The following is a 21,212-nucleotide window of genomic DNA, read 5'->3' on the forward strand; positions in this document are numbered from 1 at the left end:
CGGACGGGACGTGGGTGGACGGCGTCGAGGAGGACGCCGGGCGGCGGCTCGCGGAGCGGTTCGAGGCGGACCGGCCGCATCTCACGGCCGTCGCCCACCGGCTGCTCGGCTCGGCCGCCGAGGCCGACGACGCGCTGCAGGAGGCCTGGCTGCGGGCCAGGGACACCGACCTCGACGGGATACACAACCTCACCGGCTGGCTGACCACCGTGGTGACCCGGGTCTGCCTCAACCTGCTGCGCGCCCGCCGCAACCGGCGCGAGGACTTCCTCGAGGCCTACGACAACGCCCACGGCACCCCGGCGGTCTCCGCCGAGGCCGACGACCCGGCCCGGGAGGCGCTGCTGGCCGACCAGGTCGGGGTCGCGCTGCTGGTCGTCCTCGACACCCTCGGCCCGGCCGAGCGGGTCGCCTTCGTGCTGCACGACATGTTCGCGGTGCCCTTCGAGGAGATCGCCCCGCTGATCGACAAGACCCCGGCCGCCACCCGGCAGCTCGCCAGCCGGGCCCGCCGCCGCGTCCAGGGCCGGCCGGCCGCGCCCGCCGCCGACGCCGCACGCCGGCGCCGGGCCGTCGAGGCGTTCCTGGCCGCCACCCGCGGCGGTGACTTCACGGCCCTGGTCGCGCTGCTCGACCCGGACGTGGTGCTGCACGCCGACGCGCTGGTCGTACCCACACCCGAACCGATCACCGTGCGGGGCGCCGGGCCCGTCGCCCAGGGCGCGATGGCCGCCATGGCGCGCGCCCGGCTCACCGGACTCGCCCTGCTGGACGACGAGTTCGGCCTGGTCATGATGGAACGGGGGTACCCGCGCCTGCTCCTGGCCTTCGCCTTCGGCACGGACGGCCGGATCACCCGGATCGACGTCGTGGCGGAACCGGAACGCCTGCGCGCGACGGAGATCTCGGTGGCGGACCCGGGGCACACCGGAGACGGTGACGCCGAAGGATTGGACCAGTGAACCGAGAGCGGATTGGTCCGGGACACTGAACCAATGCGGCACTAGCGTCGCTGCCATGACGTACCGCGACACCGCCACCGAGCCCGCCCCGACCCGGATCGACTTCTTCTTCGACCCGGCCTGCCCCTTCGCCTGGATCACCTCCCGCTGGCTGCTGGAGGTCGAGCGCCTGCGCCCACTGGACCTGCGGTTCCGGGCGATGAGCCTGTACCTGCACAACATCGGCAACGAACTCCCCGACTGGTACCGGGACCTGGTGGACCGCTCGATCGGCCCGGTGCGGGTCGCCGTGGCCGCCGCCGAACGGCACGGCGAGAAGGTGCTGCGCGACCTGTACACCGCGTTCGGCACCCGGATCCACGAAGGCCGGATCGAGGACTTCGACCGGGTGATCGCCGAGTCCCTGGCCGAACTCGGGCTGCCCGCCGACCTGTCGGCGGCCGCCCACGATCCGTCGTACGACGAGGCGGTGCGCCGCAGTCACGAGGCCGGCGCCGAGCCGGAGACGGGCGGCTACGTGGGCACGCCGACCCTGCACATCGACGGCACGGTGTGGTTCGGTCCCGTGCTGCGCGCCGTTCCGCGCGGCGAGGAGGCGGCCGAACTCTTCGACAGCTTCCGGGTGCTGGCCCGCCACCCCGACCTGTTCGAACTCAAGCGCACCCGCACCGGCGCCCTCCGCTTCGACTGACCGGGAGCGGACTGGCCGATAAACGTCGCTCGCGCGCGTCGAGCCGGCCGCTCGTGTGACATGCGGGCCGTGACCGACGCAGTACGAAGAGCCGCCGCGGTCCGACGTCACAGGGGAGCGCCGGACCCCGGCGGCCCTCTACCACGAGCCCACCGCCCAAGGCCAGCCCTCGCCGAACCTCGCGACAAACTCATCCCGTTCTCCCTAGGGTGAAGCGCGCAGACGGCCGGAAGGGGTGAGGGGGGCCGATGAGCGTGACGGGCAGGACACCGCGGGACCGGAAGGCCCCGGCGACCGGGCGCCCCGGGGTACCCCTCCGGGCCCGGTCAACGGGCGCCGGTCACCCGGATGGGTGGCGATTTTCGGCCTACTCGACGCCGTATCCGCGCGTCACCGCTCCCCGACCTGGTGCGGGGCGGCCCGCAGCCGCCGGGCGCCGGCACCAGGCGTCGGTAACGTCAGCCGCACCAGCACTTTCGGCAACGAGAGCCTGGTCGCCCGCGCCGAAGCAGCAGCCGTAGCCACCCCCCACCCCCCGAAGGCTCCTTCGGACCACAAGCGAGGACAGGACATGAGTACCTACAACTTCGGGAACGGGCCCATCGATTTCGCCCGTATCGACCCCAGGAACGGCGCACCCGACCTGGAAACCCTCATGGATGTGGCGGACCGGCTCACCGAGGCACTGCGGGCCGAGTACCCGGGGATCGCCGGTAACGGGGAGGTGGTCCAGGCGGAGCTGGCCCTGTCCGCGGAGGACGGCCTGCCGCCCAACCGGGGCCGGATCCGCACCGCACTGGAGAACGTCGCCATCACGGCGGGCGCGGGCACCGCCAGCCTCACCTTCACCCAGCACCTCCTGCACGCGCTCGGCCTGTGACCCCGGGAAGGCCGGGGGACGATCAGGCGCCCAGGGCCGTCAGCACCGGCCGGCGCGCCGTGTCGTAGCGCTCCAGCAGCACCCGCGCCACCTCCGGCGCGGGGCCCAGCACGTCCGCCAGTACGTCCGCCCCGGCCGCGCCCCGCGCGATGCGGTCCGGCAGAAAGCCGGGGGCCAGGACGTACGGCGCGACGGCGACCCGCTCGCACCCGAGGGCGCGCAGCTCGGCCACGGCGTCCTCGGTGCGGGGCAGGGACGCGGAGGCGAACGCAGGCCGCACGGCGCACCACCCGGTGTGCCGCCACTCCCGCGCGATTTCTGCGATCACTGCGATCGCCTCCGGGTCGGTGGACCCCGCCGAGGCCAGCACGACCCCGGTCGAGGACTTGTCGGCGGGACTCAACCCCGCCTCGTACAGCCGCCGTTCCAGCGCCGACAGCAGCAGCGGCGACGGGCCCAGCACGTCCGCCTGCCGGATCCGCAGCCGGGCCGGCGCCTCCCGCAGCACGGCGGGGATGTCGGCCTTGGCGTGGAAGGCGCGGGTCAGCAGCAGCGGCAGGGCGACGACGTCCCGCACGTCCTCCGCCGCGAGGGACTCCAGCACGCCCTGCACGGAGGGCACGTTGAAGTCCAGGAAACCGGTCTCCACGCGCAGCCCCGGCCGCAGCGACCGCACCCGCTCCACCAGGGCGTGCACGGTCGCCGCGTGCCGTGGGTCGCGGCTGCCGTGGGCGATGACGAGGAGAACCGGACGGCGCATCGTGTGCCTCAGCCCTTCACCAGCAGGCCGCGGCTGCGCAGCACCCACCGCTCCAGCGGGCTGAAGATCAGCAGGTCGATGGCGATGCCGACGAACAGGATGAGCAGGATGGCCTCGAACACCATGGCCATGTCGCCGGCGGTGCGCGCGTTCTCCAGCAGCTGGCCGAGGCCCGTGCCCAGGTCGGGGAAGTTGGCGATGATCTCCGCGGCCATCAGGGAGCGCCAGGAGAAGGCCCAGCCCTGCTTCATGCCCGCCACATACCCGGGCAGCGCGGCCGGCAGGGTGACGTGCCAGGTGCCCTTCAGGCCCGTGGCGCCCATCGTGCGGCCCGCCCGCAGGAACAGCGGCGGCACCTGGTCCACGCCGGACACCAGACCGTTGGCGATGGACGGCACGGCGCCGAGCAGGATCACCGCGTACATCATCGAGTTGTTCAGGCCCAGCCAGATCACCGCGGGCGGCACCCACGCCACCGACGGCAGCGACTGCAGACCGGACAGGATCGGGCCGATGGCCGCGCGCACGAACTTCACCCGCGCCACCAGCAGGCCCAGCGGGGTGCCGATCAGCAGCGCGAAGCAGAAGCCGAGCAGACCGCGCGAGACGCTGGTCCAGATGTAGCCGAGGAGGTTGCCCTCCAGCCAGTCCTTCCGGATCGCCTGCCAGACGGCCGACGGGGACGGCAGCTTGGTCGGATCGTCGACGATCTTCAGGGTGATCAGGCCCTGCCAGACCACCAGGACCACGACGATCGCGGTGACCGGCGGGACGATCTTGTCGACGAGGGTCTTGCGGAACGGCGTACGGCCCGGCTGCGCGGTCTCCAGCGCGTCGAGGCCCGCCTCCACGCTCCCCGTCTCGCGCGAGGTCGTCGTCTCAGTGCTGGCCATGGCGGCGGATCTCCCCACGCAGTACTTCGGTGATCTCCAGGGACAGTTCCGCCACGGGCGCGTCCTCGATGCGGCGCGGCTGCGGAATGTCGACCTCCCACTCCCGGGCCACCCGGCCCGGACGGGAGGACAGCAGCACGACACGCTGCGCGAGCCGCACCGCCTCGCGCACGTTGTGCGTCACGAACAGCACGGACAGCCCGGTCTCCGACCAGATGCGGGTCAGCTCGTCGTGCAGCACGTCCCGCGTGATGGCGTCCAGCGCCGCGAACGGCTCGTCCATCAGCAGCAGGCCGCTCTCCTGCGCCAGCGCGCGGGCCATGGCCACCCGCTGCCGCATACCGCCCGACAGCTCGTGCACACGCTTGCCGTACGCGCCCTTCAGCCGGACGAGTTCGAGCAGCTCCTCGGCCTTGCCGCGCCGCTCGGACTTGGCAACCCCCCTGAGCCTCAGGGCGAGTTCGATGTTCTTGCCCGCGGTCAGCCACGGGAACAGGGCGTGCTCCTGGAACATCAGGGCCGGGCGCCCGTCCGTGGTGATGGACCCGGCGGTGGGCCGGTCCAGGCCCGCCACCAGGTTCAGCAGGGTGGACTTGCCGCAGCCCGAGGCCCCCAGGAGAGTGACGAACTCGCCGGGCGCGACATCGAGGCTGATGTCGTCCAGGACGAGCTGCTGCCCGCCGGGTGTCGCGAAGGACTTCGAGACATGCTCGAGGCGTGCGGCGTACTCGACCGACTCGGCGGCCTTGGCGAGAGTCGTGGCCATGGTCGTCACCTCCTGGGAACTCATCGGGAACGGGCGTCAGCTGGTGCCGAGACCGGCGGCGTCGACCGGGCTGCCACCTGAGGCCTTGAGGACCTTGTTGAGGATCGTCAGGTCGTAGATCCCCTTGAGGTTCGGCGCGTCCAGCAGGCCGGCCTTGACCGCGTGTGCCGCCTCGGTGCTCAGGGTGGAGGCCAGCGGGTCGTTGGTGAACTGGATGGACTTCCACGCCGGGTCCAGGACGTTCGCCGGCAGCGCCTTGCCGGAGTCGATGCCCAGCTGCTTGTTCGCGGCCGCCTTCGCCTGGTCCGGGTTGGCGTTGATCCACTTGTTGGCCTCGACCGAGGCCTTCAGCACCGCCTCGACCGCCTTCGGGTGCTCCTTCAGGAAGGCCTGACGCACGATGATGTTCGTGATCACGAACTTCTTGTCCGGCCACAGCGTCGACTCGTCCAGCAGCACCTTGCCGCCCTCGGCGACCAGCTTGGACGCGGTCGGCTCCGGCACCCAGGCGCCGTCGACCGACCCGGCCTTGAAGGCGTCCGGGGTCACCTTGTTGTCGCTGCGGACGACCGTGACGTCACCCTTGCCGCTCTGCGGGTCGACCTTCCAGCCCTGCTCGGCCGCCCAGTTGAGGAACGCCACGTCCTGTGTGTTGCCCAGCTGAGGGGTGGCGATCTTCTTGCCCTTGACGTCCTTCAGGGACGAGATCTTCTTCGGGTTCACGACCAGCTTCACCCCGCCGGACGCCGAACCACCGATGATCTTCAGGCTCTTGCCGTTGGACTTGGTGTAGCCGTTGATCGCGGGGGAGGGGCCGATCCAGCCGATGTCGATGGAGCCGGAGTTGAGCGCCTCGATCTCCGACGGACCGGCGTTGAAGGTGGCGTAGTCCGCCTTGGTGGCGCCCAGCTCCTTCTGGAACAGGCCCTGCTCACGGCCGACCAGCGCGGTCGCGTGGGTCAGGTTGCCGAAGTACCCGATCTTGACGGAGTCGAGTCCGTCGATCTTCTTGGCGCCGGCGGCGACCTTCGTGGTCTCGTCGTTCTTGGACTCGGAGCCATAACCGCAGGCGGCGAGCGTGAGCAGGGGAAGTGCGGCGAGCGCGGCAATGCCGCCTCGGAAAAGCTTCGAGCTGATGGCAGGCACGGGAGGGGTTCCTCTCGTTGGCCCGGCGGTCACGGTCTCTCAGGTCGTGGCCGGGAGATCGGCAAAGGGTCTTCGTCGCTTCCGGGACGTCGGGTGGGGGGTGTGGGCGCGCATGCAGTGCGCGTACGTCAGCACACACATCGCGCCACCCCGCCCTGTCCGCTGCCGAGGGTGCCGCTGCCGACGCGGCCGCCCTCCTTCGCGAACGTCGCGTAGACGTCGGTCGTCCTCATGCTCAGAAGTCCCAGCCGTCGTCGTCGGACTCGTCCTTGACCGGCTCCGGGGAGGCGAACGACTCGCCGACCATGCCCGCGGTCAGCGTGGTGCCGTCGCTCGGGTCGATCAGGATGAACGAGCCGGTGCGCCGCGAGTCGGCGTAGGAGTCGACCGGCAGCGGCTCGGCGGTACGGATCTTCACCCGGCCGATGTCGTTGGCGACGAGCAGTCCCGGGTGCGGGTGCAGGGACAGGTCGTCGAGCGTGAGCCGGGACGGGATGTCCTTCACGATCGCCTTGACCGTGCGGGTGCCGTGCTTGAGCAGCACGCGGTGGCCGACGGTCAGCGGGGCGTCGGCGACATGGCAGACGGTCGCCTCCACGTCCTGGGTGGTGGCCGGCGCGTCCTTCGTCGGCACGATCAGGTCGCCGCGCGAGACGTCGATGTCGTCCTGGAGCAGCACCGTCACCGACTGCGTCGTCCACGCCACGTCCACCGGCTCGCCCAGCAGGTCGATGCCGGCGATCCGCGTCGTCCGCCCGGACGGCAGGACCGTGACCTCCTCGCCGACCCGGAAGGTGCCGGCCGCGATCTGGCCCGCGTAGCCCCGGTAGTCCGGGTGCTCGGCGGTCTGCGGCCGGATCACGTACTGCACGGGCAGCCGCGCGTGGCAGTGCGCCAGGTCGTGGCTCACGGGAACGGTTTCGAGGTGTTCCAGGACGGTCGGGCCGCCGTACCAGTCCATGTTGGCGGACGGGTCCACCACGTTGTCACCGGCGAGCGCCGAGATCGGGATCGCGGTGACCTCGGGCACGCCCAGCTCGGTCGCGTACGCCGTGAACTCCTCGGCGATCGCGGCGAACACCCTCTCCTCGTACCCGACGAGGTCCATCTTGTTGACCGCGAGGACGACGTGCGGGACCCGCAGCAGGGCCGCGATCGCCGCGTGCCGGCGGGTCTGCTCGACGACGCCGTTGCGGGCGTCGACCAGGATCACGGTCAGCTCGGCGGTGGAGGCGCCGGTGACCATGTTGCGGGTGTACTGCACATGGCCCGGGGTGTCGGCCAGGATGAACCGGCGCCGCGGAGTGGCGAAGTAGCGGTAGGCGACGTCGATGGTGATGCCCTGCTCCCGCTCGGCGCGCAGGCCGTCGGTGAGCAGCGCGAGGTCCGGGCCGTCCTGGCCGCGGCTCGCGGAGACCCGCTCCACGGCCTCCAGCTGGTCGGCGAGGACCGACTTGGAGTCGTGCAGCAGCCGTCCGACGAGCGTGGACTTGCCGTCGTCGACGGAGCCGGCGGTGGCGAACCGCAGCAGCGTGGTGGCCGAGAGCGCCTCGGTCGTGGTCGTGCTCATGCCTAGAAGTACCCCTCGCGCTTGCGGTCTTCCATCGCGGCCTCGGACAGCTTGTCGTCGGCGCGGGTCGCGCCCCGCTCGGTGAGCCGGGAGGCGGCGATCTCGGCGATCACGGCGTCCAGCGTGGTGGCGTCGGAGTCGACGGCGCCGGTGCAGGACATGTCACCGACGGTGCGGTAGCGGACCTGGCGCTTGACGACGGTCTCGCCGTCCTTCGGGCCGCCCCACTCGCCGGGGGTCAGCCACATGCCGCTGCGCTGGAACACCTCGCGCTCGTGCGCGAAGTAGATCTGCGGCAGCTCGATGCCCTCACGGGCGATGTACTGCCACACGTCCAGCTCGGTCCAGTTCGACAGCGGGAACACCCGGACGTGCTCGCCGGGGGCGTGCCGGCCGTTGTACAGGTTCCACAGCTCGGGGCGCTGGCGGCGCGGATCCCACTGGGAGAACTCGTCGCGCAGCGAGAAGACCCGCTCCTTGGCGCGGGCCTTCTCCTCGTCCCGGCGCCCGCCGCCGAACACCGCGTCGAACTTCTCGCTCTGGATCTTCTCCGTCAGCGGAAGCGTCTGCAGCGGGTTGCGGGTGCCGTCGGGACGTTCCTTCAGCACACCGCGGTCGATGTAGTCCTGGACGGAGGCCACATGGAGCCGCAGCCCGTGCCGGTTCACCGTGCGGTCGCGGTACTCCAGCACCTCGGGGAAGTTGTGCCCGGTGTCCACGTGCAGCAGCGAGAACGGCACGGCCGCCGGGGCGAACGCCTTCAGCGCCAGGTGCAGCATGACGATCGAGTCCTTGCCGCCGGAGAAGAGGATCACCGGGTTCTCGAACTCGCCCGCCACCTCGCGGAAGATGTGCACCGCCTCGGACTCCAGCGCGTCCAGGTGCGACAGGGCGTACGGGCTGTCCGTACCGTCCTCGACCTTGGCCACGGTCGTCATGCCAGTCCCCTCTCGCTCAGCAGGGCGTACACGCTCGCCGCGGACTCCTGCACGGTCTGGTGCTGCGACTCGATCCGCAGATCGGGCGTCTCGGGCTCCTCGTACGGGTCGTCGACACCGGTCAGCCCGGTCAGCTCGCCCGCGGCCTGCTTGGCGTACAGCCCCTTCACATCGCGCACGCTGCACACCTCGACCGGGGTCGCCACATGGATCTCCAGGTACGACGTCCCGTTCTCGGAGTGCCGCTTGCGCACCGCGTCCCGGCTGTCCGCGTACGGCGCGATCACCGGCACCAGCGCCTTGACGCCGTTACGGGCGAGCAGTTCGGCGACGAAACCGATGCGCTGCACGTTGGTGTGCCGGTCCTCGCGGGAAAAGCCGAGGCCCGCCGAGATGAACTCGCGGATCTCGTCGCCGTCGAGCACCTCGACGCGGTGGCCCTCGGCGCGCAGCCGGCCGGCCAGCTCGTACGCGATGGTGGTCTTGCCGGCGCTCGGCAAACCCGTGAGCCAGACGGTGGCTCCGGTCGTCACGTGGTTCTCCTGAGTCGAGTCGTTGGTCATCCGTGCAGCCCGCACTCGGTCTTGGCGCGGCCCGCCCAGCGGCCGGCCCGCGCGTCCTCGCCCTCCAGGACGCGGCGGGTGCACGGGGCGCATCCGATGGAGGCGTAGCCGTCCATCAGCAACGGATTGGTGAGCACGCCGTGCTCGGTGACGTAGGCGTCCACGTCGTCCTGCGTCCAGCGGGCGATCGGGGAGACCTTGACCTTCCGCCGCTTCTCGTCCCAGCCGACGACCGGCGTGTTCGCCCGGGTCGGGGACTCGTCGCGGCGCAGGCCGGTCGCCCACGCCTGGTAGCCCTTCAGCCCCTCTTCGAGCGGCTTGACCTTGCGCAGCGCGCAGCACAGGTCGGGGTCGCGGTCGTGCAGCCTCGGGCCGTACTCCGCGTCCTGCTCGGCGACCGTCTGCTTCGGCGTGAGGGTGATGACGTTGACGTCCATCACCGCCTCGACGGCGTCGCGGGTGCCGATGGTCTCCGGGAAGTGGTAGCCGGTGTCGAGGAAGACGACGTCCACGCCCTTCAGCACGCGCGAGGCGAGATGGGCGACCACGGCGTCCTCCATGGAGGAGGTGACGCAGAACTTCGCGCCGAAGGTGTCGACCGCCCACTGGAGGATCTCCAGGGCGGACGCGTCCTCCAGGTCGCGGCCCGCCTGCTCGGCGAGCGCCTTCAACTCCTCGGTGGAACGGTCTTGCTGAGCCGTCGTCATATCCGGTCGTCCCCTCCGTGGTCGGCTCGCTGCAGACCCCGGGTGAGCAGTCCGAGGAACTTCAGCTGGAATGCGCGGTTGCACGCCCCGCATTCCCAGGCGCCGTGACCCTGCTCGTGCGGACGCAGGTCCTCGTCGCCGCAGTAGGGGCAGTAGAAAGGTGCGGCACGTTCGCTCATGACAGTGCCTCCTCGCCGGCGCGCGCGGCCCAGGCGGCGAACCGCTCGCCGCCCTCGCGTTCGGCCTGGAACCGCTTGAGGACTCGCTCGATGTAGTCGGGCAGCTCCTCCGCGGTGACCTTCAGTCCGCGCACCTTGCGGCCGAAGCCCGGCTCCAGGCCGAGCGCGCCGCCGAGGTGCACCTGGTAGCCCTCGACCTGCTCGCCCTTGTCGTTCAGGACCAGCTGGCCCTTGAGACCGATGTCCGCGACCTGGATGCGGGCGCAGGCGTTCGGGCAGCCGTTGACGTTGATGGTGATCGGCTCGTCGAAGTCCGGGAGGCGGCGCTCCAGTTCGTCGATCAGCGACGAGCCGCGCTGCTTGGTCTCGACGATGGCGAGCTTGCAGAACTCGATGCCGGTGCAGGCCATGGTGCCGCGCCGGAAGGAGGACGGCCGGGCGGTGAGGTCCAGCGCCTCCAGGCCCTCGACCAGCGAGTCGACCCGGTCCTGCTCGACGTCGAGGACGATCATCTTCTGCTCGACGGTGGTGCGCACCCGGCCCGAGCCGTGCGCCTCCGCGAGGTCGGCGATCTTCGTCAGGGTGGCGCCGTCGACGCGGCCGACGCGCGGGGCGAAACCGACGTAGTAACGGCCGTCCTTCTGCCGGTGCACACCGATGTGGTCGCGCCACTGCTGCACGGGCTGCTCGGGGGCGGGCCCGTCGATCAGCTTGCGCCCTCCCAGGTACTCGTCCTCCAGCACCTGACGGAACTTCTCCGCGCCCCAGTCGGCGACGAGGAACTTCAGCCGGGCGCGGTTGCGCAGCCGGCGGTAGCCGTAGTCACGGAAGATGGAGACGACGCCCTCGTAGACGTCCGGGACCTCGTCGATCGGCACCCAGGCGCCCAGCCGCACGCCCAGCTTGGGGTTGGTGGACAGGCCGCCGCCCACCCACACGTCGAAGCCCGGGCCGTGCTCGGGGTGCCGCACGCCGACGAACGCCACGTCGTTGATCTCGTGCACCACGTCCAGCAGCGGCGAACCCGAGATGGCCGTCTTGAACTTGCGGGGGAGGTTCGAGTACGCCTTGTTGTTCAGGACGCGGCGCTTCATCTCCTCCAGCGCCGGCGTGCCGTCGATGATCTCGTCCTCGGCGATGCCCGCCACCGGGGACCCGATCATCACGCGCGGGGTGTCACCGCAGGCGGTGACGGTGGACAGGCCGACGCCCTCCAGCCGCTCCCAGATCTCGGGCACGTCCTCGATCCGGATCCAGTGGTACTGCACGTTCTGCCGGTCGGTGATGTCCGCGGTGCCGCGCGCGAACTCCTGGGAGATCTCACCGATGACGCGCAACTGCTGGGTGGTGAGCGCGCCGCCGTCGATGCGCACCCGCATCATGAAGTAGCGGTCGTCCAGCTCCTCCGGCTCCAGCACCGCCGTCTTGCCGCCGTCGATCCCGGGCTTGCGCTGGGTGTACAGCCCCCACCAGCGCATCCGGCCGCGCAGGTCGCTGGGGTCGATCGAGTCGAAACCGCGCTTGGAGTAGATCGTCTCAATGCGTGTCCGCACATTGAGACCGTCGTCGTCCTTCTTCACCTGCTCGTTGCCGTTGAGCGGGGTGAAGTGGCCCACCGCCCACTGACCCTCACCACGGTGACGGCTCACCTTGCGGCGGGGCGCGGAGGCGGCGGGGTTCGGCGGAGTGGCGGCCATGGTTCTACGTCCTTCGGGACCGGTGGGAATCGACTCTGACCTGCACGGACGCGCGCACGCGGGCAGGCGTGCGCGTCCTTGCGCAAGGAAAAATCAGGAGGGGGTTCGCGACGGTGCTGGGGCGGTCAGCTCGCCGGACAGATGGCGCTGGACATGCGGCCGAGGTCGACGTGCCGCCGACTCACCAAGGCAATTCCAGTTCCAGACATGACGGAAGCGTGTCACGGCGATCTGAACACAGTCCAGCTTTATCCATCATGCGGACATCCTTGTCCCGGAATATGGGACAAGGGTGTCGTCGCTCACATGACCTGCGGGAAGGCTTGTCCCGGCAGGTCAGGCGGGGTATCAGGCCGGGTGCGCGCCGGGCCAGGGCCCCGGCGTCGGCACATCCGGCTCCAGCTCGACCTTGGTGTCGAACAGTTGGAAGCCGCGCCGCTGGTAGTTGGCCATCGCGAACTCGCCGTCCTTGCTGCACGTGTGCAGCCACACCCGCTTCGTCGGCGTCCGCTCCGGCCACCGCTCGGCCAGGTCCCAGGCGCGCGCCGTGCCGTACGACAGCAGATGGCCGCCGATGTGCCGGCCGCGGAAGGCGGGGATCAGCCCGAAGTAGGCGATCTCGACCACGCCCTCGCCCTGCGGGTCCAACTCGACATAGCCGGCCGGGGTGCCCCGGTCGTAGGCCACCCAGGTCTCCACCCCGGGCCGCTCCAGATGCTCCTGCCACCGGGCGTACGTCCAGCCCAGCCGGTCGGTCCAGCGGATGTCGCCGCCGACCGAGGCGTACAGGAAGCGGCTGAACTCGGGGGAGGGGACCTCGGCGCGGACGATCCGTACCTCGCCCTCCGGCGCGGCGGCGGGCAGGAGGTCGGCCGGCGAGGTCTGCTCCAGGGACCAGGTGGTGACAGGGACGCTGCTCATGCGGGCCAGGGAATCATCCCGCCGCCCGGTGTGTCGATCGACCGGGTCACCCCGCGGACGGCGGGGGTCACCCCAGGGACCTGTCCAGCTCCGCCAAAGGCAGGGAGAACAGCATCCGGTCCGACAGCGACCACACCTCGCCCGTCGCCTGCCAGTAGGACAGGGAGCCCGCCGCCTCGGCCCAGCAGCGGTGGGAGCCGTCCGCGCCGCAGTGTGCCGCCTTCGCCCCGCCGAGGTCCTGCCGCCACAGCCCGCCGTGTCCGTCCCGTGAGCCGGGCAGGCGTCCCACATACCAGGACGTGTCCTCCGCGCCCGGCGGCTGGTAGGACAGCACGCCCCGGATCCCGGCCGCGCGGGTCCGGTACTCCTCCGACGGCGCCACCCGTCCCGCGGCGTCCGTGGCGAGCAGCCCCCCGCGTTCCGGAGACGTGCTGAACGCGTAGCGCCACAGCCGGGCGTTCCGCGCGCCGTCCGGCTCGGTCCACTCCGCGGCGACCAGACTGTCCGGCACGGTGCCCCGGTCCAGGGCGAGCGCGCCGGGACAGGGCGGTCCGGAGCGGCCGCAGCGGCCCCCGGTGAAGTGGTACGAGCCGATCGCGGGCATCACATAGCGGTAGCCGTCGGCCGACCAGCCGCCGGGCACCCGGCCGATGGCGGGCCCGTCGACGTCGACGCGCTGGATCCGGTCGAGGTCGTAGACGTACAGCGCGTCGGCGCCGCCGGTCCTGGCGGTGACCAGCAGCTTGTCCTGGTACCAGACCATCCCGGAGATCCCGGAGGCCAGCCCCCGGTAGTCCCGGCCGCCGTCGACCGGCACCACCAGCAGCACCCAGCGGTAGGCGAGGCGGGCGGGGACGTCGGCGTTCACGAACGCGACCCTGGCCAGCCCCCGCTCGGCGGCCCGCCCGGTGGAGGTGCTGTGGGTCCAGCCGGCGAGCACCACCCGGTGGGTGCCCCAGACGCCGTCGTCGTCGGCGTCCCCGGAGGTGGTCACCGACGCCGGCCGCCAGGCGGTGGTTGCGGAGTCGGCCGCGTCCCAGCAGTAGGCGCGGGTGGCGGTCGGGGTGACGGGCAGGGAGGCGCGGTCGGCGGAGGAACAGTCGGCGGAGGCGCGCATTCCGCGGTCGGCGCTCGCCAGCACGGCGTCCACGCCGACCGGCCGGCCCATCGCGGCGGAGAGCCGGTCCAGCGTGCGGGCGGGGAACAGCCGCTCCTGGAGCCGCAGCCGGCCGGTGTCCGCGGGGGAGGAGAGCGGCTTGAGCGCGCCGGGGCTGTCGGTGACGTCCGCCTGGGACGCGCTGATCAGGGTGGCGGCCGCGGTGAGCGCCAGCGCGGCCCCGGTCAGGACCGCGCGCAGTGCAGCGCCCCGCCTGCGCCGGCGGTGTCTGCCGCGATGCTTCATCTCGTCCCCTTCTCCAGGGCTCCTTCGCCGTCGGCGCGCGCCGCCCGGTGACGGGCCAACTGCGCCTGGTGATCCGTACGTTGACGCGAGAAGCGGCTGGGGAGGCCCTCAAGGGATGCTACGGCAGCAACGGCCCGCGCAGGGCGAAGACCCCGCAAATATGCGGAAGACACACTCACCGGTCCGCGGACCCGCCGGACGGCCCGGCCGTCCGCCTCCGCGTGATCGCCGGCGCCGTCGAGTAAGGCAGCAGGTCACGGGGGTCGTCGGGGAGGAGCACCTCGAACTCCGCGTCCTCGCGGAAACGATACGGCCGATGCTGCAGAAGTTCCCCGCAGTACCTCCGGATCCGGGACATCTCCGCCCGCACCGTCACCGTGCGTGAGGCATCCCCGAACAGATCCTCGGCCAGGGCCGCCGCCCCGCGGCCGGCCTGGTGCGCGGCGAGCAGATACAGCAACTCGGCGTGCCGGGGACTGAGTTCGTGCGACCAGGACCCCGCCCCACTGGACACCGTCAGCGTACTGTGTCCCGGCCTGGCCAGGTCCAGCACGATCCGCGGAGCCGTGCCGACCGGTTCCTCGGCCGCCCGCAGCAGCCAGCCCCCGGCCAGCGGCTCCACCGCGCACAGACCCAGCGACGGCAGCCACCGGCGCCCGGGCACCAGCGACTTGGGCAGCGCGACGCGCCGGACGTACGGCATCCCGGACACCGCCGCCGACCAGCCGTCCCGGTCCACCACCAGCGCCCGCTCGTCCAGCCGGGCCAGCACCGGCGCCGCCACCGACCGCAGCCGCTCCAGCGCGTCCCGGTGCAACTCCCGCAGCCGCGCCTCGGCCAGCTTGGCCACCGAGTCCACCCAGGCGAGGGTCGCCGGATGCATGGTCTCCAGCGGGCCGCTGACGTCCACCACACCGATCAGCCGGCCGTCCCTGGGATCGGTGATCGGCGCACCGGTACAGGTCCAGGAGGCGTGCGAGCGGACGAAGTGCTCGGCGGCGAAGACCTGTACGGGCCGTCGTACGACCGCCGGGGTGCCCACCCCGTTGGTGCCGACGACGTCTTCCCGCCAGTCCGCGCCCAGTTCGAAGCCCAGGCCGTCCGCCTTGCGCAGCACCGGCGAGGCCCCCTCCCGCCACAGCACCCGTCCGTCGGCGTCCGCGACGACCATGATGTGCTGGGCCACGTCGGCGACCGAAAGCAGACCCTGCCGCAGCACCGGCAGCACATGCCTGAGCGGTGACTCCTCGCGCCGGCGCAGCACTTCGTCGGAGGGCAGCAGCCCGGATCTGAAGTCGTGGTCGGGATCGACACCGCTGCGCAGCATCCGTCCCCAGGACTGCTCGATCACCGGCCGGGGCGCGACTCTCGCCCGCTGACCGGCCAGGGTGGCGTCACGTACCTCGCTCAGCAGCCGCGCCGCCTGTGCCGCGTCCACGGCGGCCAGGCGCGCCACGTTCATCGGCGGGTTCACCACGGGGGCCTCCCGGATTAGGGCTCGAACATAGTTGTCAAGCCGTCCTGGCGGCGGTTTCCGGTCCGGCTGTACCTCTCATAGTGCCGCCCCGGGCAGGCCGGAGGCACACACTCCGCGCACGTGCCCCCACAAGTTGCAACCCCCTGCAACCCTGGTGGACCGTCGGAGGGTGGCCGAGACTTGACCCCGACGCGGTGTCTCGCGTCCGCGGGCTTCAACGGGCCCATGGGGTGGGGGTGGTGCCGTGTCGGCGCAGCACCACCCCCACCGGGGGTTCGGCCGGGTTCGCGGCAGAAGGCACGTCATGGCGGTGCGTTGACGGCCGCGGCCGCGTGTTTCACAGCGCCGGGCGGGCCCGTTCGACGATCGACGCCCAGTCCAGCCCCGTTGCCAGGGTGCCGAACGACGCTCCGTGGTCTCCGCCCAGGCGGGACGCGCAGAAGGCGTCCGCCACCTCCGGGGGTGCGTGCCGCACCAGGAGCGAACCCTGGAGCACCAGTGCGAGGCGTTCCACGACCCGCCGGGCCCGGCCCTCGACGGCCTCCAGGTCGGCGAGTTCGGTGAAGAGGTCCTTCACGGCGCGGTCGAGACGGTGGTCGGCGCCGTGTGAGCGGCCGATCTCGGTCAGGCAGGCGTCGAGGGCGCCCGGCTCCCGTTGCAGCGCCCGGAGCACGTCCAGCGCCTGAACGTTTCCGGCGCCCTCCCAGATCGAGTTCAGCGGTGACTCCCGTACCAGCCGGGGCAGGCCCGACTCCTCGACGTAACCGTTTCCGCCCAGGCACTCCGCGGCCTCGACCGCAACGGGCGCGCAGCGTTTGCCGATCCAGTACTTGGCGGCCGGTACCGCCAGCCGCAGAAAGGCGCGCTCCTGGTCGCCGCCGTCGTCGTAGGCGGCCGCCAGCCTGAGCGTGAGCGCGGTCGCCGCCTCCGACTCCAGAGCGAGGTCGGCGAGGACGTTCCGCATCAGCGGCTTGTCGATCAGCTTCCCGCCGAACGCCTCGCGGTGGGCGCAGTGGTGCACCGCCTGCGCCACCGCCTGCCGCATCAGGCCCGCCGAGCCGAGCGCGCAGTCCAGCCGGGTCGCCGCGACCATCTCGATGATCGTCCGCACCCCGCGCCCCTCCTCGCCGACCCGGCGCGCCCAGGTGCCGGCGAACTCCACCTCGGCCGAGGCGTTGGACCGGTTGCCCAGCTTGTCCTTCAGCCGCTGGATGAGGAAGACGTTGCGGGTGCCGTCCGGCAGGACGCGCGGCACCAGGAAACAGGTGAGGCCCTCCGGGGCCTGCGCCAGCACCAGGAAGGCGTCCGACATGGGAGCCGAGCAGAACCACTTGTGCCCGGTCAGTTCGTACGCGCCCGCCTCCGCGAGCGGCCGGGCCTCGGTGGTGTTCGCGCGGACGTCGCTGCCGCCCTGCTTCTCGGTCATGCCCATGCCGAAGAGTGCGCCGGGCTTGTGCACGGCGGGCCGCAGCTCGCGGTCGTAGACCGTGGACGTCAGCCGCGGCTCCCACTCGGCGGCGAGCACGGGGTCGGTCCGCAGCGCCGGCACCGCCGCGTGCGTCATCGACAGCGGGCAGCAGTTGCCCGCCTCGACCTGCGTCCAGACCAGGAAGCCGGCGGCCCGGCGGACGTGCCCGGACGGCCTGGTCCAGGCGCCGGTCAGACCCGCCGAGACCCCCTTGCCGAGCAGCCGGTGCCAGGCCGGGTGGAAGTCGACCTCGTCGATCCGGTGGCCGTAGCGGTCGTGGGTGCGCAGCCGGGGCGGGTGCTCGTTCGCCTGCGCACCCCACTCCTGCAGCTGCGCCGAGCCCGCGGCGCGGCCCAGCGCGGACAGCTCCGACCGCACCTCGTCGAGCACGTCCGGACCGGTGTGCCGCTCGACGGCCGCCACGAGGGCCCGGTCGGCGGTGAAGACGTCGTAGCCGACCAGGGGAGGCGGCTGGTTCGTCACGGTGTGGGTGGAGGTGCCTGCCATGATTGCGAACCTACCGGGACAGCGATGGTGGTGGCCTCCAGAGTGGCACAGCGGCCCGGCCGGGCGCGCCGGGTCCGCTCACCCGGCCCGGAAGGTGAGGGCGGTCCGGTGCTGCGGATACCTTTGGGTCGTGCAGCCAGCAAGTGAACCCCCCGAGCGGCCCGCCGGTCGCCTCCACCGGGCCAGAGCCCTGTACCGGAACGTCTCCAAGCGCAGGACGGCCTGGCTGCTGCTCAAGGACACCGTCAACTCCTGCATGGAGTACCGCATCCTGGGCCTGGCGGCCGAGGCGGCGTTCTTCACGCTGCTGTCGGTGCCGCCGCTGCTGCTCTGCCTCATCGGGCTGCTCGCCTACGTCGACACCTGGACCGGCGCCCACACCATCAGCAGCCTCGAGACCAACATCCTCGAGGCCTCGCGGACGGTCCTGTCCGACAAGGGTGTGAAGGAGATCACCGAACCGATCCTGCACGACGTGATGAAGGGCCGCCCCGACATCATCTCCATCGGTTTCCTCTTCGCCCTGTGGTCCGGCTCCCGCGCGGTGAACGTCTTCATCGACACCATCACCGTCATGTACGGCCTCGACGGCGTCCGGGGCATCGTCAAGACCCGGGTGATGTCGTTCCTGCTGTTCATCGTGGCGCTGCTGATCGGCTCGGTGGCCCTGCCGCTGATGGTGGCGGGCCCCGACGCGGTGGTGCGGGTGGTGCCCTGGTCGGAGACGGTGGTGCAGGTCCTGTACTGGCCGGTCGTCATCGTGCTGTCCATCGCCTTCCTGACGACCCTGTACCACGTGTCCGTGCCGGTCCGCTCCCCGTGGATCGAGGACGTCCCCGGCGCCCTCGTCGCCCTGGCCATGTGGGTCCTCGGCAGCTTCCTGCTGCGGATCTACCTCGTGCACACCATCGAGGGCGCCACCATCTACGGCTCCCTCGCCGCCTCCGTCGCCGTGCTCCTGTGGATCGGTGTGTCGGCCTTCGCCGTGCTCGTCGGCGCGGCCGTGAACGCCGCCATCGACCGGGTCTGGCCGGCCGCCGCCACGGCCGCCGCCCGCGCCGCGAACGAGCGGATCCGCGAGGCTCAGGTCGCCGAGTACGTCGCTCGGGCCGCGGCGGCCCGCGAAACCGACCCCGACGACCCCGACATGCCCTCCGAGTTCCCCGAGCGCTGGTCCCGCTTCCTGCCCCCGGAGGACGTCACGGCCCGCCTGCGCACCCACACCAAGCACCCCCACCACGCGCACAAGGCGAACAGCCGGCCTCCGCACGAGGCTGACGGGGGCGACGGCGTCAGCGGGGTGAACGGGGCCAACGGCAACGGGGACGAGGGGCCGGCACGGCAGTAGAGGTGGCCGGGGCCCTGGGGCGCACCGGCCGGACCTCACCCGTACCGGCCTCACAGGGCACCGCCCGCCGGCGTCAGGCCTTCCACGCCCCGGCTGCCGCCGCCTCCCGGGCGAAGTCCCCGAAGTCGCGCGGCGCCCGGCCCAGCACCTGCCGTACACCGTCCGAGACGTGCGCGTTCCGCCCGTCGAGCAGGGACGCGAACAGCCTCTGCGCAGTTCTACGTGTTCTGCGTCATGGCCGTCAGTCAACTGCCGTGCGGGGCCGGGGCACGTCGGCGAACCGCTCGCGCCCATAAGCGTGCGTCTACGCTGCCCCCATGGACGCACTCGCAGGCCTGCTGGACGGTCCACGCGCGCGCGGCGCCTTCCTGATCCGGGCGTGCTTCGACCCGCCGTGGGCCGTGCGAGTGGCGGACGAGGCGCCGCTGACCGTGATGCTCATGGCGCGCGGCTCGGCCTGGATCACCCCGGACGGCGACGGCGTGCCGGTGCGGCTCGGCCCCGGGGACCTCGCGATCACCCGCGGCCCGGACCCGTACACCTGCGGCGACGAGCCGGACACCGCCCAGCAGGCGCTCATCCTGCCCGGCGGCGAGTGCCGCTACCCCGACGGCACCTCGCTGAACGGCTCCATGGACCTCGGCGTGCGCACCTGGGGCGACCGCCCCGACGCCGGCACGATCATGCTGATCGGCACCTACCTGATGCGCGGCGAGATCAGCGGACGCCTGCTCGACGCCCTGCCGCCCCTGCTGACCCTCCCCGCCGACGTGTGGGCATGCCCGCTCACGCCCCTGCTGGCCGAGGAGATCGTCCGCGACGAACCCGGCCAGGAAGTCGTCCTGGACCGCCTGCTGGACCTGCTGCTCATCAGTGCCCTGCGAGCCTGGTTCTCCCGCCCGGAGGCGGCGGCCCCCGCCTGGTACCGGGCGCTGGCCGACCCGGTCGTCGGGCGTGCGCTGCGCCTGCTGCAGGACGACCCGGCGCACCCGTGGACGGTGGCTGCCCTCGCCGCCAAGGCCGGGGTCTCCCGCGCGGCCCTCGCCCGCCGATTCACCGACCTCGTCGGCGAACCCCCGATGTCCTACCTGACCGGCTGGCGGCTCGCCCTCGCCGCCGACCGCCTGCGCGACACGGACCTCACCCTCGACGCCATCGCCCGCCAGGTCGGCTACGGCAGCGCCTTCGCCCTCTCCACCGCCTTCAAGCGCGAGTACGGCGTGAGCCCGCAGGAACACCGCGCGGGTCGTGGCGGGGTCCGCTCCTGAGGGCCCGCGCATGTCCGTCGGCCGCACATCGTCACCCAAGGGACTCCGTCCAGTCCTCTCCACCCGGTGAGTGAAGCCGCTGTCCACCTGCTTTCCACCCGGCCCTCCACCCGGGCTCCGATCCGCCCGGCACCGCCTCGTACCTAGCGTTTTCCCTGAGCGGGGCAGGCAGGCCAGGTGCCGCAAGGCAACCGGGCGGAGGCACAGTGCCGGACAAGGAGGCGGAGGACATGGCGGACGCAGCGGGGACGGCAGGCGTGACAGACGCGGGGGACTGGACGGTCCGGGAACGGCGGCGCACGGCGGTGAAGACGGGCGGCGCGCCCCACGGCCCGCTGCTCGCGATCGCCGTGGACGTCCTCCTGCCGCTCCTCGTCTTCTACGCGGCCCGCGCCCTCGGCGCCGGCCAGGCCCCGGCGCTGCTGCTCAGTGGCGCGCCACCCGCCCTTCGGCTGGTGTCCGGCGCGGTGAGGCAGCGCCGGATCGACGGCGTGGACCTGTTCTTCACGGTGCTGCTGGCCGCCGCCGCGCTCGCCACCCTGATCGGTGGCAGCACCCGCCTCCTGCTGTTCAAGGACGCGGCACTGTCCCTCGTGGTCGGCGGCTGGATACTCGCCACCGGGTTCACCGGGCGCCCGCTCGCCTTCCAGTTGGGCCAGCGACTGCACAGAGGCCCGGCTGCCTCGGCACGGGCCGCGATGTGGCGGGACTCCGCCGAGTTCCGCCGGGGCATGCGCGTCCTGAGCGTGCTCTGGGGCGCCGAGCAACTGCTCGACGGAGGCCTCGGCACACTCGCCGCCGCCACCCTGCCCACGGACGCGGTGCCGCTACTCACCCGAGTCCTCTCGCTGCTCCTGGCGGCTCTGACCGTCGCGGCCACCGCCGCCTGTGCCCGCCGCTTCCGCACCCGCCACGGCGTCCCGCTCTTCGGCACCGCCGACATCGCCGCTCCCGCCGAGGCACGGCAGCCGGCGCCGCACGGCGGCATACGCACCCCGGCGTCTCGGGCGTCGTCGCGACCCCGGGCAAGGCGCCTGACCTGATCGGGGAGCAGACGGCGGGCGCTGCC

Annotated in this window: 21 protein-coding genes and 1 pseudogene; 6 read left to right on the forward strand and 16 right to left on the reverse strand. The window is 72.0% G+C overall.

The genetic code is table 11. The features are described from left to right. Nucleotides 1-14: 14 nt before the first annotated feature. From ACIBJF_RS30775 to ACIBJF_RS30785, 3 genes are all read left to right on the forward strand, one after another. Nucleotides 15-962, forward strand: a complete 948-nt coding sequence (locus tag ACIBJF_RS30775; RefSeq protein WP_399178611.1) for a sigma-70 family RNA polymerase sigma factor — start codon at nucleotides 15-17, stop codon at nucleotides 960-962. Between the two features lie 55 nt (nucleotides 963-1,017). After that, nucleotides 1,018-1,653 (forward strand): DsbA family protein, encoded by a 636-nt coding sequence (locus tag ACIBJF_RS30780; protein WP_399178569.1) that lies wholly within the window; start codon nucleotides 1,018-1,020, stop codon nucleotides 1,651-1,653. Between the two features lie 571 nt (nucleotides 1,654-2,224). Continuing rightward, a complete protein-coding gene (locus tag ACIBJF_RS30785; protein WP_356308937.1) occupies nucleotides 2,225-2,533 on the forward strand; it encodes a hypothetical protein in 309 nt (102 codons plus the stop codon). Between the two features lie 22 nt (nucleotides 2,534-2,555). Here ACIBJF_RS30785 and ACIBJF_RS30790 read toward each other — a convergent pair whose 3' ends face one another. The 15 genes from ACIBJF_RS30790 to ACIBJF_RS30860 all read right to left on the reverse strand — a co-directional run bounded on the left by ACIBJF_RS30790 (nucleotide 2,556) and on the right by ACIBJF_RS30860 (nucleotide 17,527). After that, a complete protein-coding gene (locus ACIBJF_RS30790; RefSeq protein ID WP_399178571.1) occupies nucleotides 2,556-3,293 on the reverse strand; it encodes a sirohydrochlorin chelatase in 738 nt (245 codons plus the stop codon). Nucleotides 3,294-3,301: 8 nt separating this feature from the next. Then, nucleotides 3,302-4,186, reverse strand: coding sequence for an ABC transporter permease (locus ACIBJF_RS30795; RefSeq protein ID WP_399178572.1), 885 nt, complete (start codon nucleotides 4,184-4,186; stop codon nucleotides 3,302-3,304). Then, complete coding sequence (locus tag ACIBJF_RS30800) at nucleotides 4,173-4,976, reverse strand: ABC transporter ATP-binding protein (protein ID WP_399178574.1); 804 nt, start codon at nucleotides 4,974-4,976, stop codon at nucleotides 4,173-4,175. Before ACIBJF_RS30800 ends, ACIBJF_RS30795 begins: the two co-directional genes overlap by 14 nt. A gap of 12 nt (nucleotides 4,977-4,988) precedes the next feature. After that, nucleotides 4,989-6,098 carry an aliphatic sulfonate ABC transporter substrate-binding protein gene (locus tag ACIBJF_RS30805; RefSeq protein WP_399178576.1) on the reverse strand — a complete coding sequence of 370 codons (1,110 nt, stop codon included), beginning with the start codon at nucleotides 6,096-6,098 and terminating at the stop codon, nucleotides 4,989-4,991. A 235-nt stretch (nucleotides 6,099-6,333) separates the two neighbouring features. Continuing rightward, nucleotides 6,334-7,668 (reverse strand): GTP-binding protein, encoded by a 1,335-nt coding sequence (locus ACIBJF_RS30810; protein ID WP_365329110.1) that lies wholly within the window; start codon nucleotides 7,666-7,668, stop codon nucleotides 6,334-6,336. A gap of 2 nt (nucleotides 7,669-7,670) precedes the next feature. Continuing rightward, nucleotides 7,671-8,606, reverse strand: coding sequence for a sulfate adenylyltransferase subunit CysD (gene cysD / locus ACIBJF_RS30815; RefSeq protein WP_399178579.1), 936 nt, complete (start codon nucleotides 8,604-8,606; stop codon nucleotides 7,671-7,673). Then, nucleotides 8,603-9,139: an adenylyl-sulfate kinase gene (gene cysC, locus ACIBJF_RS30820; RefSeq protein ID WP_351806550.1), complete on the reverse strand. Its 537-nt coding sequence runs from the start codon at nucleotides 9,137-9,139 to the stop codon at nucleotides 8,603-8,605. The genes cysD and cysC overlap by 4 nt, the downstream gene beginning before the upstream one ends. Nucleotides 9,140-9,165: 26 nt before the next feature. Beyond that, entirely contained in the window at nucleotides 9,166-9,876 is a 711-nt protein-coding gene (locus tag ACIBJF_RS30825) for a phosphoadenylyl-sulfate reductase (protein ID WP_399178581.1), read from the reverse strand. Then, nucleotides 9,873-10,055, reverse strand: coding sequence for a hypothetical protein (locus tag ACIBJF_RS30830; RefSeq protein WP_399178583.1), 183 nt, complete (start codon nucleotides 10,053-10,055; stop codon nucleotides 9,873-9,875). Before ACIBJF_RS30830 ends, ACIBJF_RS30825 begins: the two co-directional genes overlap by 4 nt. After that, the gene (locus tag ACIBJF_RS30835) at nucleotides 10,052-11,752 is read right to left on the reverse strand and encodes a nitrite/sulfite reductase (protein WP_399178585.1); all 1,701 of its coding nucleotides are present in this window, start codon (nucleotides 11,750-11,752) and stop codon (nucleotides 10,052-10,054) included. The genes ACIBJF_RS30830 and ACIBJF_RS30835 overlap by 4 nt, the downstream gene beginning before the upstream one ends. Nucleotides 11,753-11,877: 125 nt before the next feature. Further along, entirely contained in the window at nucleotides 11,878-11,961 is an 84-nt protein-coding gene (locus ACIBJF_RS30840; RefSeq protein WP_309486338.1) for a putative leader peptide, read from the reverse strand. 139 nt (nucleotides 11,962-12,100) lie between these two features. Continuing rightward, a complete protein-coding gene (locus tag ACIBJF_RS30845) occupies nucleotides 12,101-12,673 on the reverse strand; it encodes a GNAT family N-acetyltransferase (RefSeq protein ID WP_399178587.1) in 573 nt (190 codons plus the stop codon). 67 nt (nucleotides 12,674-12,740) lie between these two features. Beyond that, nucleotides 12,741-14,075 carry a hypothetical protein gene (locus ACIBJF_RS30850; protein ID WP_399178589.1) on the reverse strand — a complete coding sequence of 445 codons (1,335 nt, stop codon included), beginning with the start codon at nucleotides 14,073-14,075 and terminating at the stop codon, nucleotides 12,741-12,743. Nucleotides 14,076-14,250: 175 nt separating this feature from the next. Then, on the reverse strand, nucleotides 14,251-15,537 hold the full coding sequence (locus ACIBJF_RS30855) for a GAF domain-containing protein (protein WP_399178612.1): 1,287 nt from the start codon (nucleotides 15,535-15,537) through the stop codon (nucleotides 14,251-14,253). A 352-nt stretch (nucleotides 15,538-15,889) separates the two neighbouring features. Next, a complete protein-coding gene (locus ACIBJF_RS30860) occupies nucleotides 15,890-17,527 on the reverse strand; it encodes an acyl-CoA dehydrogenase family protein (protein WP_399178591.1) in 1,638 nt (545 codons plus the stop codon). A gap of 130 nt (nucleotides 17,528-17,657) precedes the next feature. Here ACIBJF_RS30860 and ACIBJF_RS30865 point away from each other — a divergent pair, with 130 nt between their 5' ends. Next, nucleotides 17,658-18,875, forward strand: coding sequence for a YihY/virulence factor BrkB family protein (locus ACIBJF_RS30865; protein WP_399178592.1), 1,218 nt, complete (start codon nucleotides 17,658-17,660; stop codon nucleotides 18,873-18,875). Nucleotides 18,876-18,948: 73 nt separating this feature from the next. Here ACIBJF_RS30865 and ACIBJF_RS30870 read toward each other — a convergent pair. After that, nucleotides 18,949-19,080, reverse strand: a pseudogene (locus ACIBJF_RS30870) (NmrA family transcriptional regulator); the annotation flags it as partial. Nucleotides 19,081-19,192: 112 nt separating this feature from the next. On the opposite strand from ACIBJF_RS30870, the gene ACIBJF_RS30875 reads away from it, so the two are divergent. Both ACIBJF_RS30875 and ACIBJF_RS30880 read left to right on the forward strand, forming a co-directional pair. Continuing rightward, nucleotides 19,193-20,143 carry an AraC family transcriptional regulator gene (locus ACIBJF_RS30875; protein ID WP_399178594.1) on the forward strand — a complete coding sequence of 317 codons (951 nt, stop codon included), beginning with the start codon at nucleotides 19,193-19,195 and terminating at the stop codon, nucleotides 20,141-20,143. Nucleotides 20,144-20,373: 230 nt separating this feature from the next. Beyond that, nucleotides 20,374-21,186 carry a VC0807 family protein gene (locus ACIBJF_RS30880; RefSeq protein ID WP_399178595.1) on the forward strand — a complete coding sequence of 271 codons (813 nt, stop codon included), beginning with the start codon at nucleotides 20,374-20,376 and terminating at the stop codon, nucleotides 21,184-21,186. Nucleotides 21,187-21,212 lie beyond the last annotated feature (26 nt).

This window comes from Streptomyces sp. NPDC050743, from assembly GCF_044456925.1.
GTDB lineage: Bacteria > Actinomycetota > Actinomycetes > Streptomycetales > Streptomycetaceae > Streptomyces.

What these genes read in the sequence shown, in the direction of transcription:
- ACIBJF_RS30780 (WP_399178569.1), top strand. Translation starts at nt 1,018, where the DNA reads ATGACGTACCGCGACACCGCCACCGAGCCCGCCCCGACCCGGATCGAC.
- ACIBJF_RS30785 (WP_356308937.1), top strand. Translation starts at nt 2,225, where the DNA reads ATGAGTACCTACAACTTCGGGAACGGGCCCATCGATTTCGCCCGTATC.
- ACIBJF_RS30790 (WP_399178571.1), bottom strand. Translation starts at nt 3,293, where the DNA reads ATGCGCCGTCCGGTTCTCCTCGTCATCGCCCACGGCAGCCGCGACCCA.
- ACIBJF_RS30795 (WP_399178572.1), bottom strand. Translation starts at nt 4,186, where the DNA reads ATGGCCAGCACTGAGACGACGACCTCGCGCGAGACGGGGAGCGTGGAG.
- ACIBJF_RS30800 (WP_399178574.1), bottom strand. Translation starts at nt 4,976, where the DNA reads ATGAGTTCCCAGGAGGTGACGACCATGGCCACGACTCTCGCCAAGGCC.
- ACIBJF_RS30810 (WP_365329110.1), bottom strand. Translation starts at nt 7,668, where the DNA reads ATGAGCACGACCACGACCGAGGCGCTCTCGGCCACCACGCTGCTGCGG.
- cysD (WP_399178579.1), bottom strand. Translation starts at nt 8,606, where the DNA reads ATGACGACCGTGGCCAAGGTCGAGGACGGTACGGACAGCCCGTACGCC.
- ACIBJF_RS30825 (WP_399178581.1), bottom strand. Translation starts at nt 9,876, where the DNA reads ATGACGACGGCTCAGCAAGACCGTTCCACCGAGGAGTTGAAGGCGCTC.
- ACIBJF_RS30830 (WP_399178583.1), bottom strand. Translation starts at nt 10,055, where the DNA reads ATGAGCGAACGTGCCGCACCTTTCTACTGCCCCTACTGCGGCGACGAG.
- ACIBJF_RS30835 (WP_399178585.1), bottom strand. Translation starts at nt 11,752, where the DNA reads ATGGCCGCCACTCCGCCGAACCCCGCCGCCTCCGCGCCCCGCCGCAAG.
- ACIBJF_RS30840 (WP_309486338.1), bottom strand. Translation starts at nt 11,961, where the DNA reads ATGTCTGGAACTGGAATTGCCTTGGTGAGTCGGCGGCACGTCGACCTC.
- ACIBJF_RS30845 (WP_399178587.1), bottom strand. Translation starts at nt 12,673, where the DNA reads ATGAGCAGCGTCCCTGTCACCACCTGGTCCCTGGAGCAGACCTCGCCG.
- ACIBJF_RS30850 (WP_399178589.1), bottom strand. Translation starts at nt 14,075, where the DNA reads ATGAAGCATCGCGGCAGACACCGCCGGCGCAGGCGGGGCGCTGCACTG.
- ACIBJF_RS30855 (WP_399178612.1), bottom strand. Translation starts at nt 15,537, where the DNA reads ATGAACGTGGCGCGCCTGGCCGCCGTGGACGCGGCACAGGCGGCGCGG.
- ACIBJF_RS30860 (WP_399178591.1), bottom strand. Translation starts at nt 17,527, where the DNA reads ATGGCAGGCACCTCCACCCACACCGTGACGAACCAGCCGCCTCCCCTG.
- ACIBJF_RS30875 (WP_399178594.1), top strand. Translation starts at nt 19,193, where the DNA reads ATGGACGCACTCGCAGGCCTGCTGGACGGTCCACGCGCGCGCGGCGCC.
- ACIBJF_RS30880 (WP_399178595.1), top strand. Translation starts at nt 20,374, where the DNA reads ATGGCGGACGCAGCGGGGACGGCAGGCGTGACAGACGCGGGGGACTGG.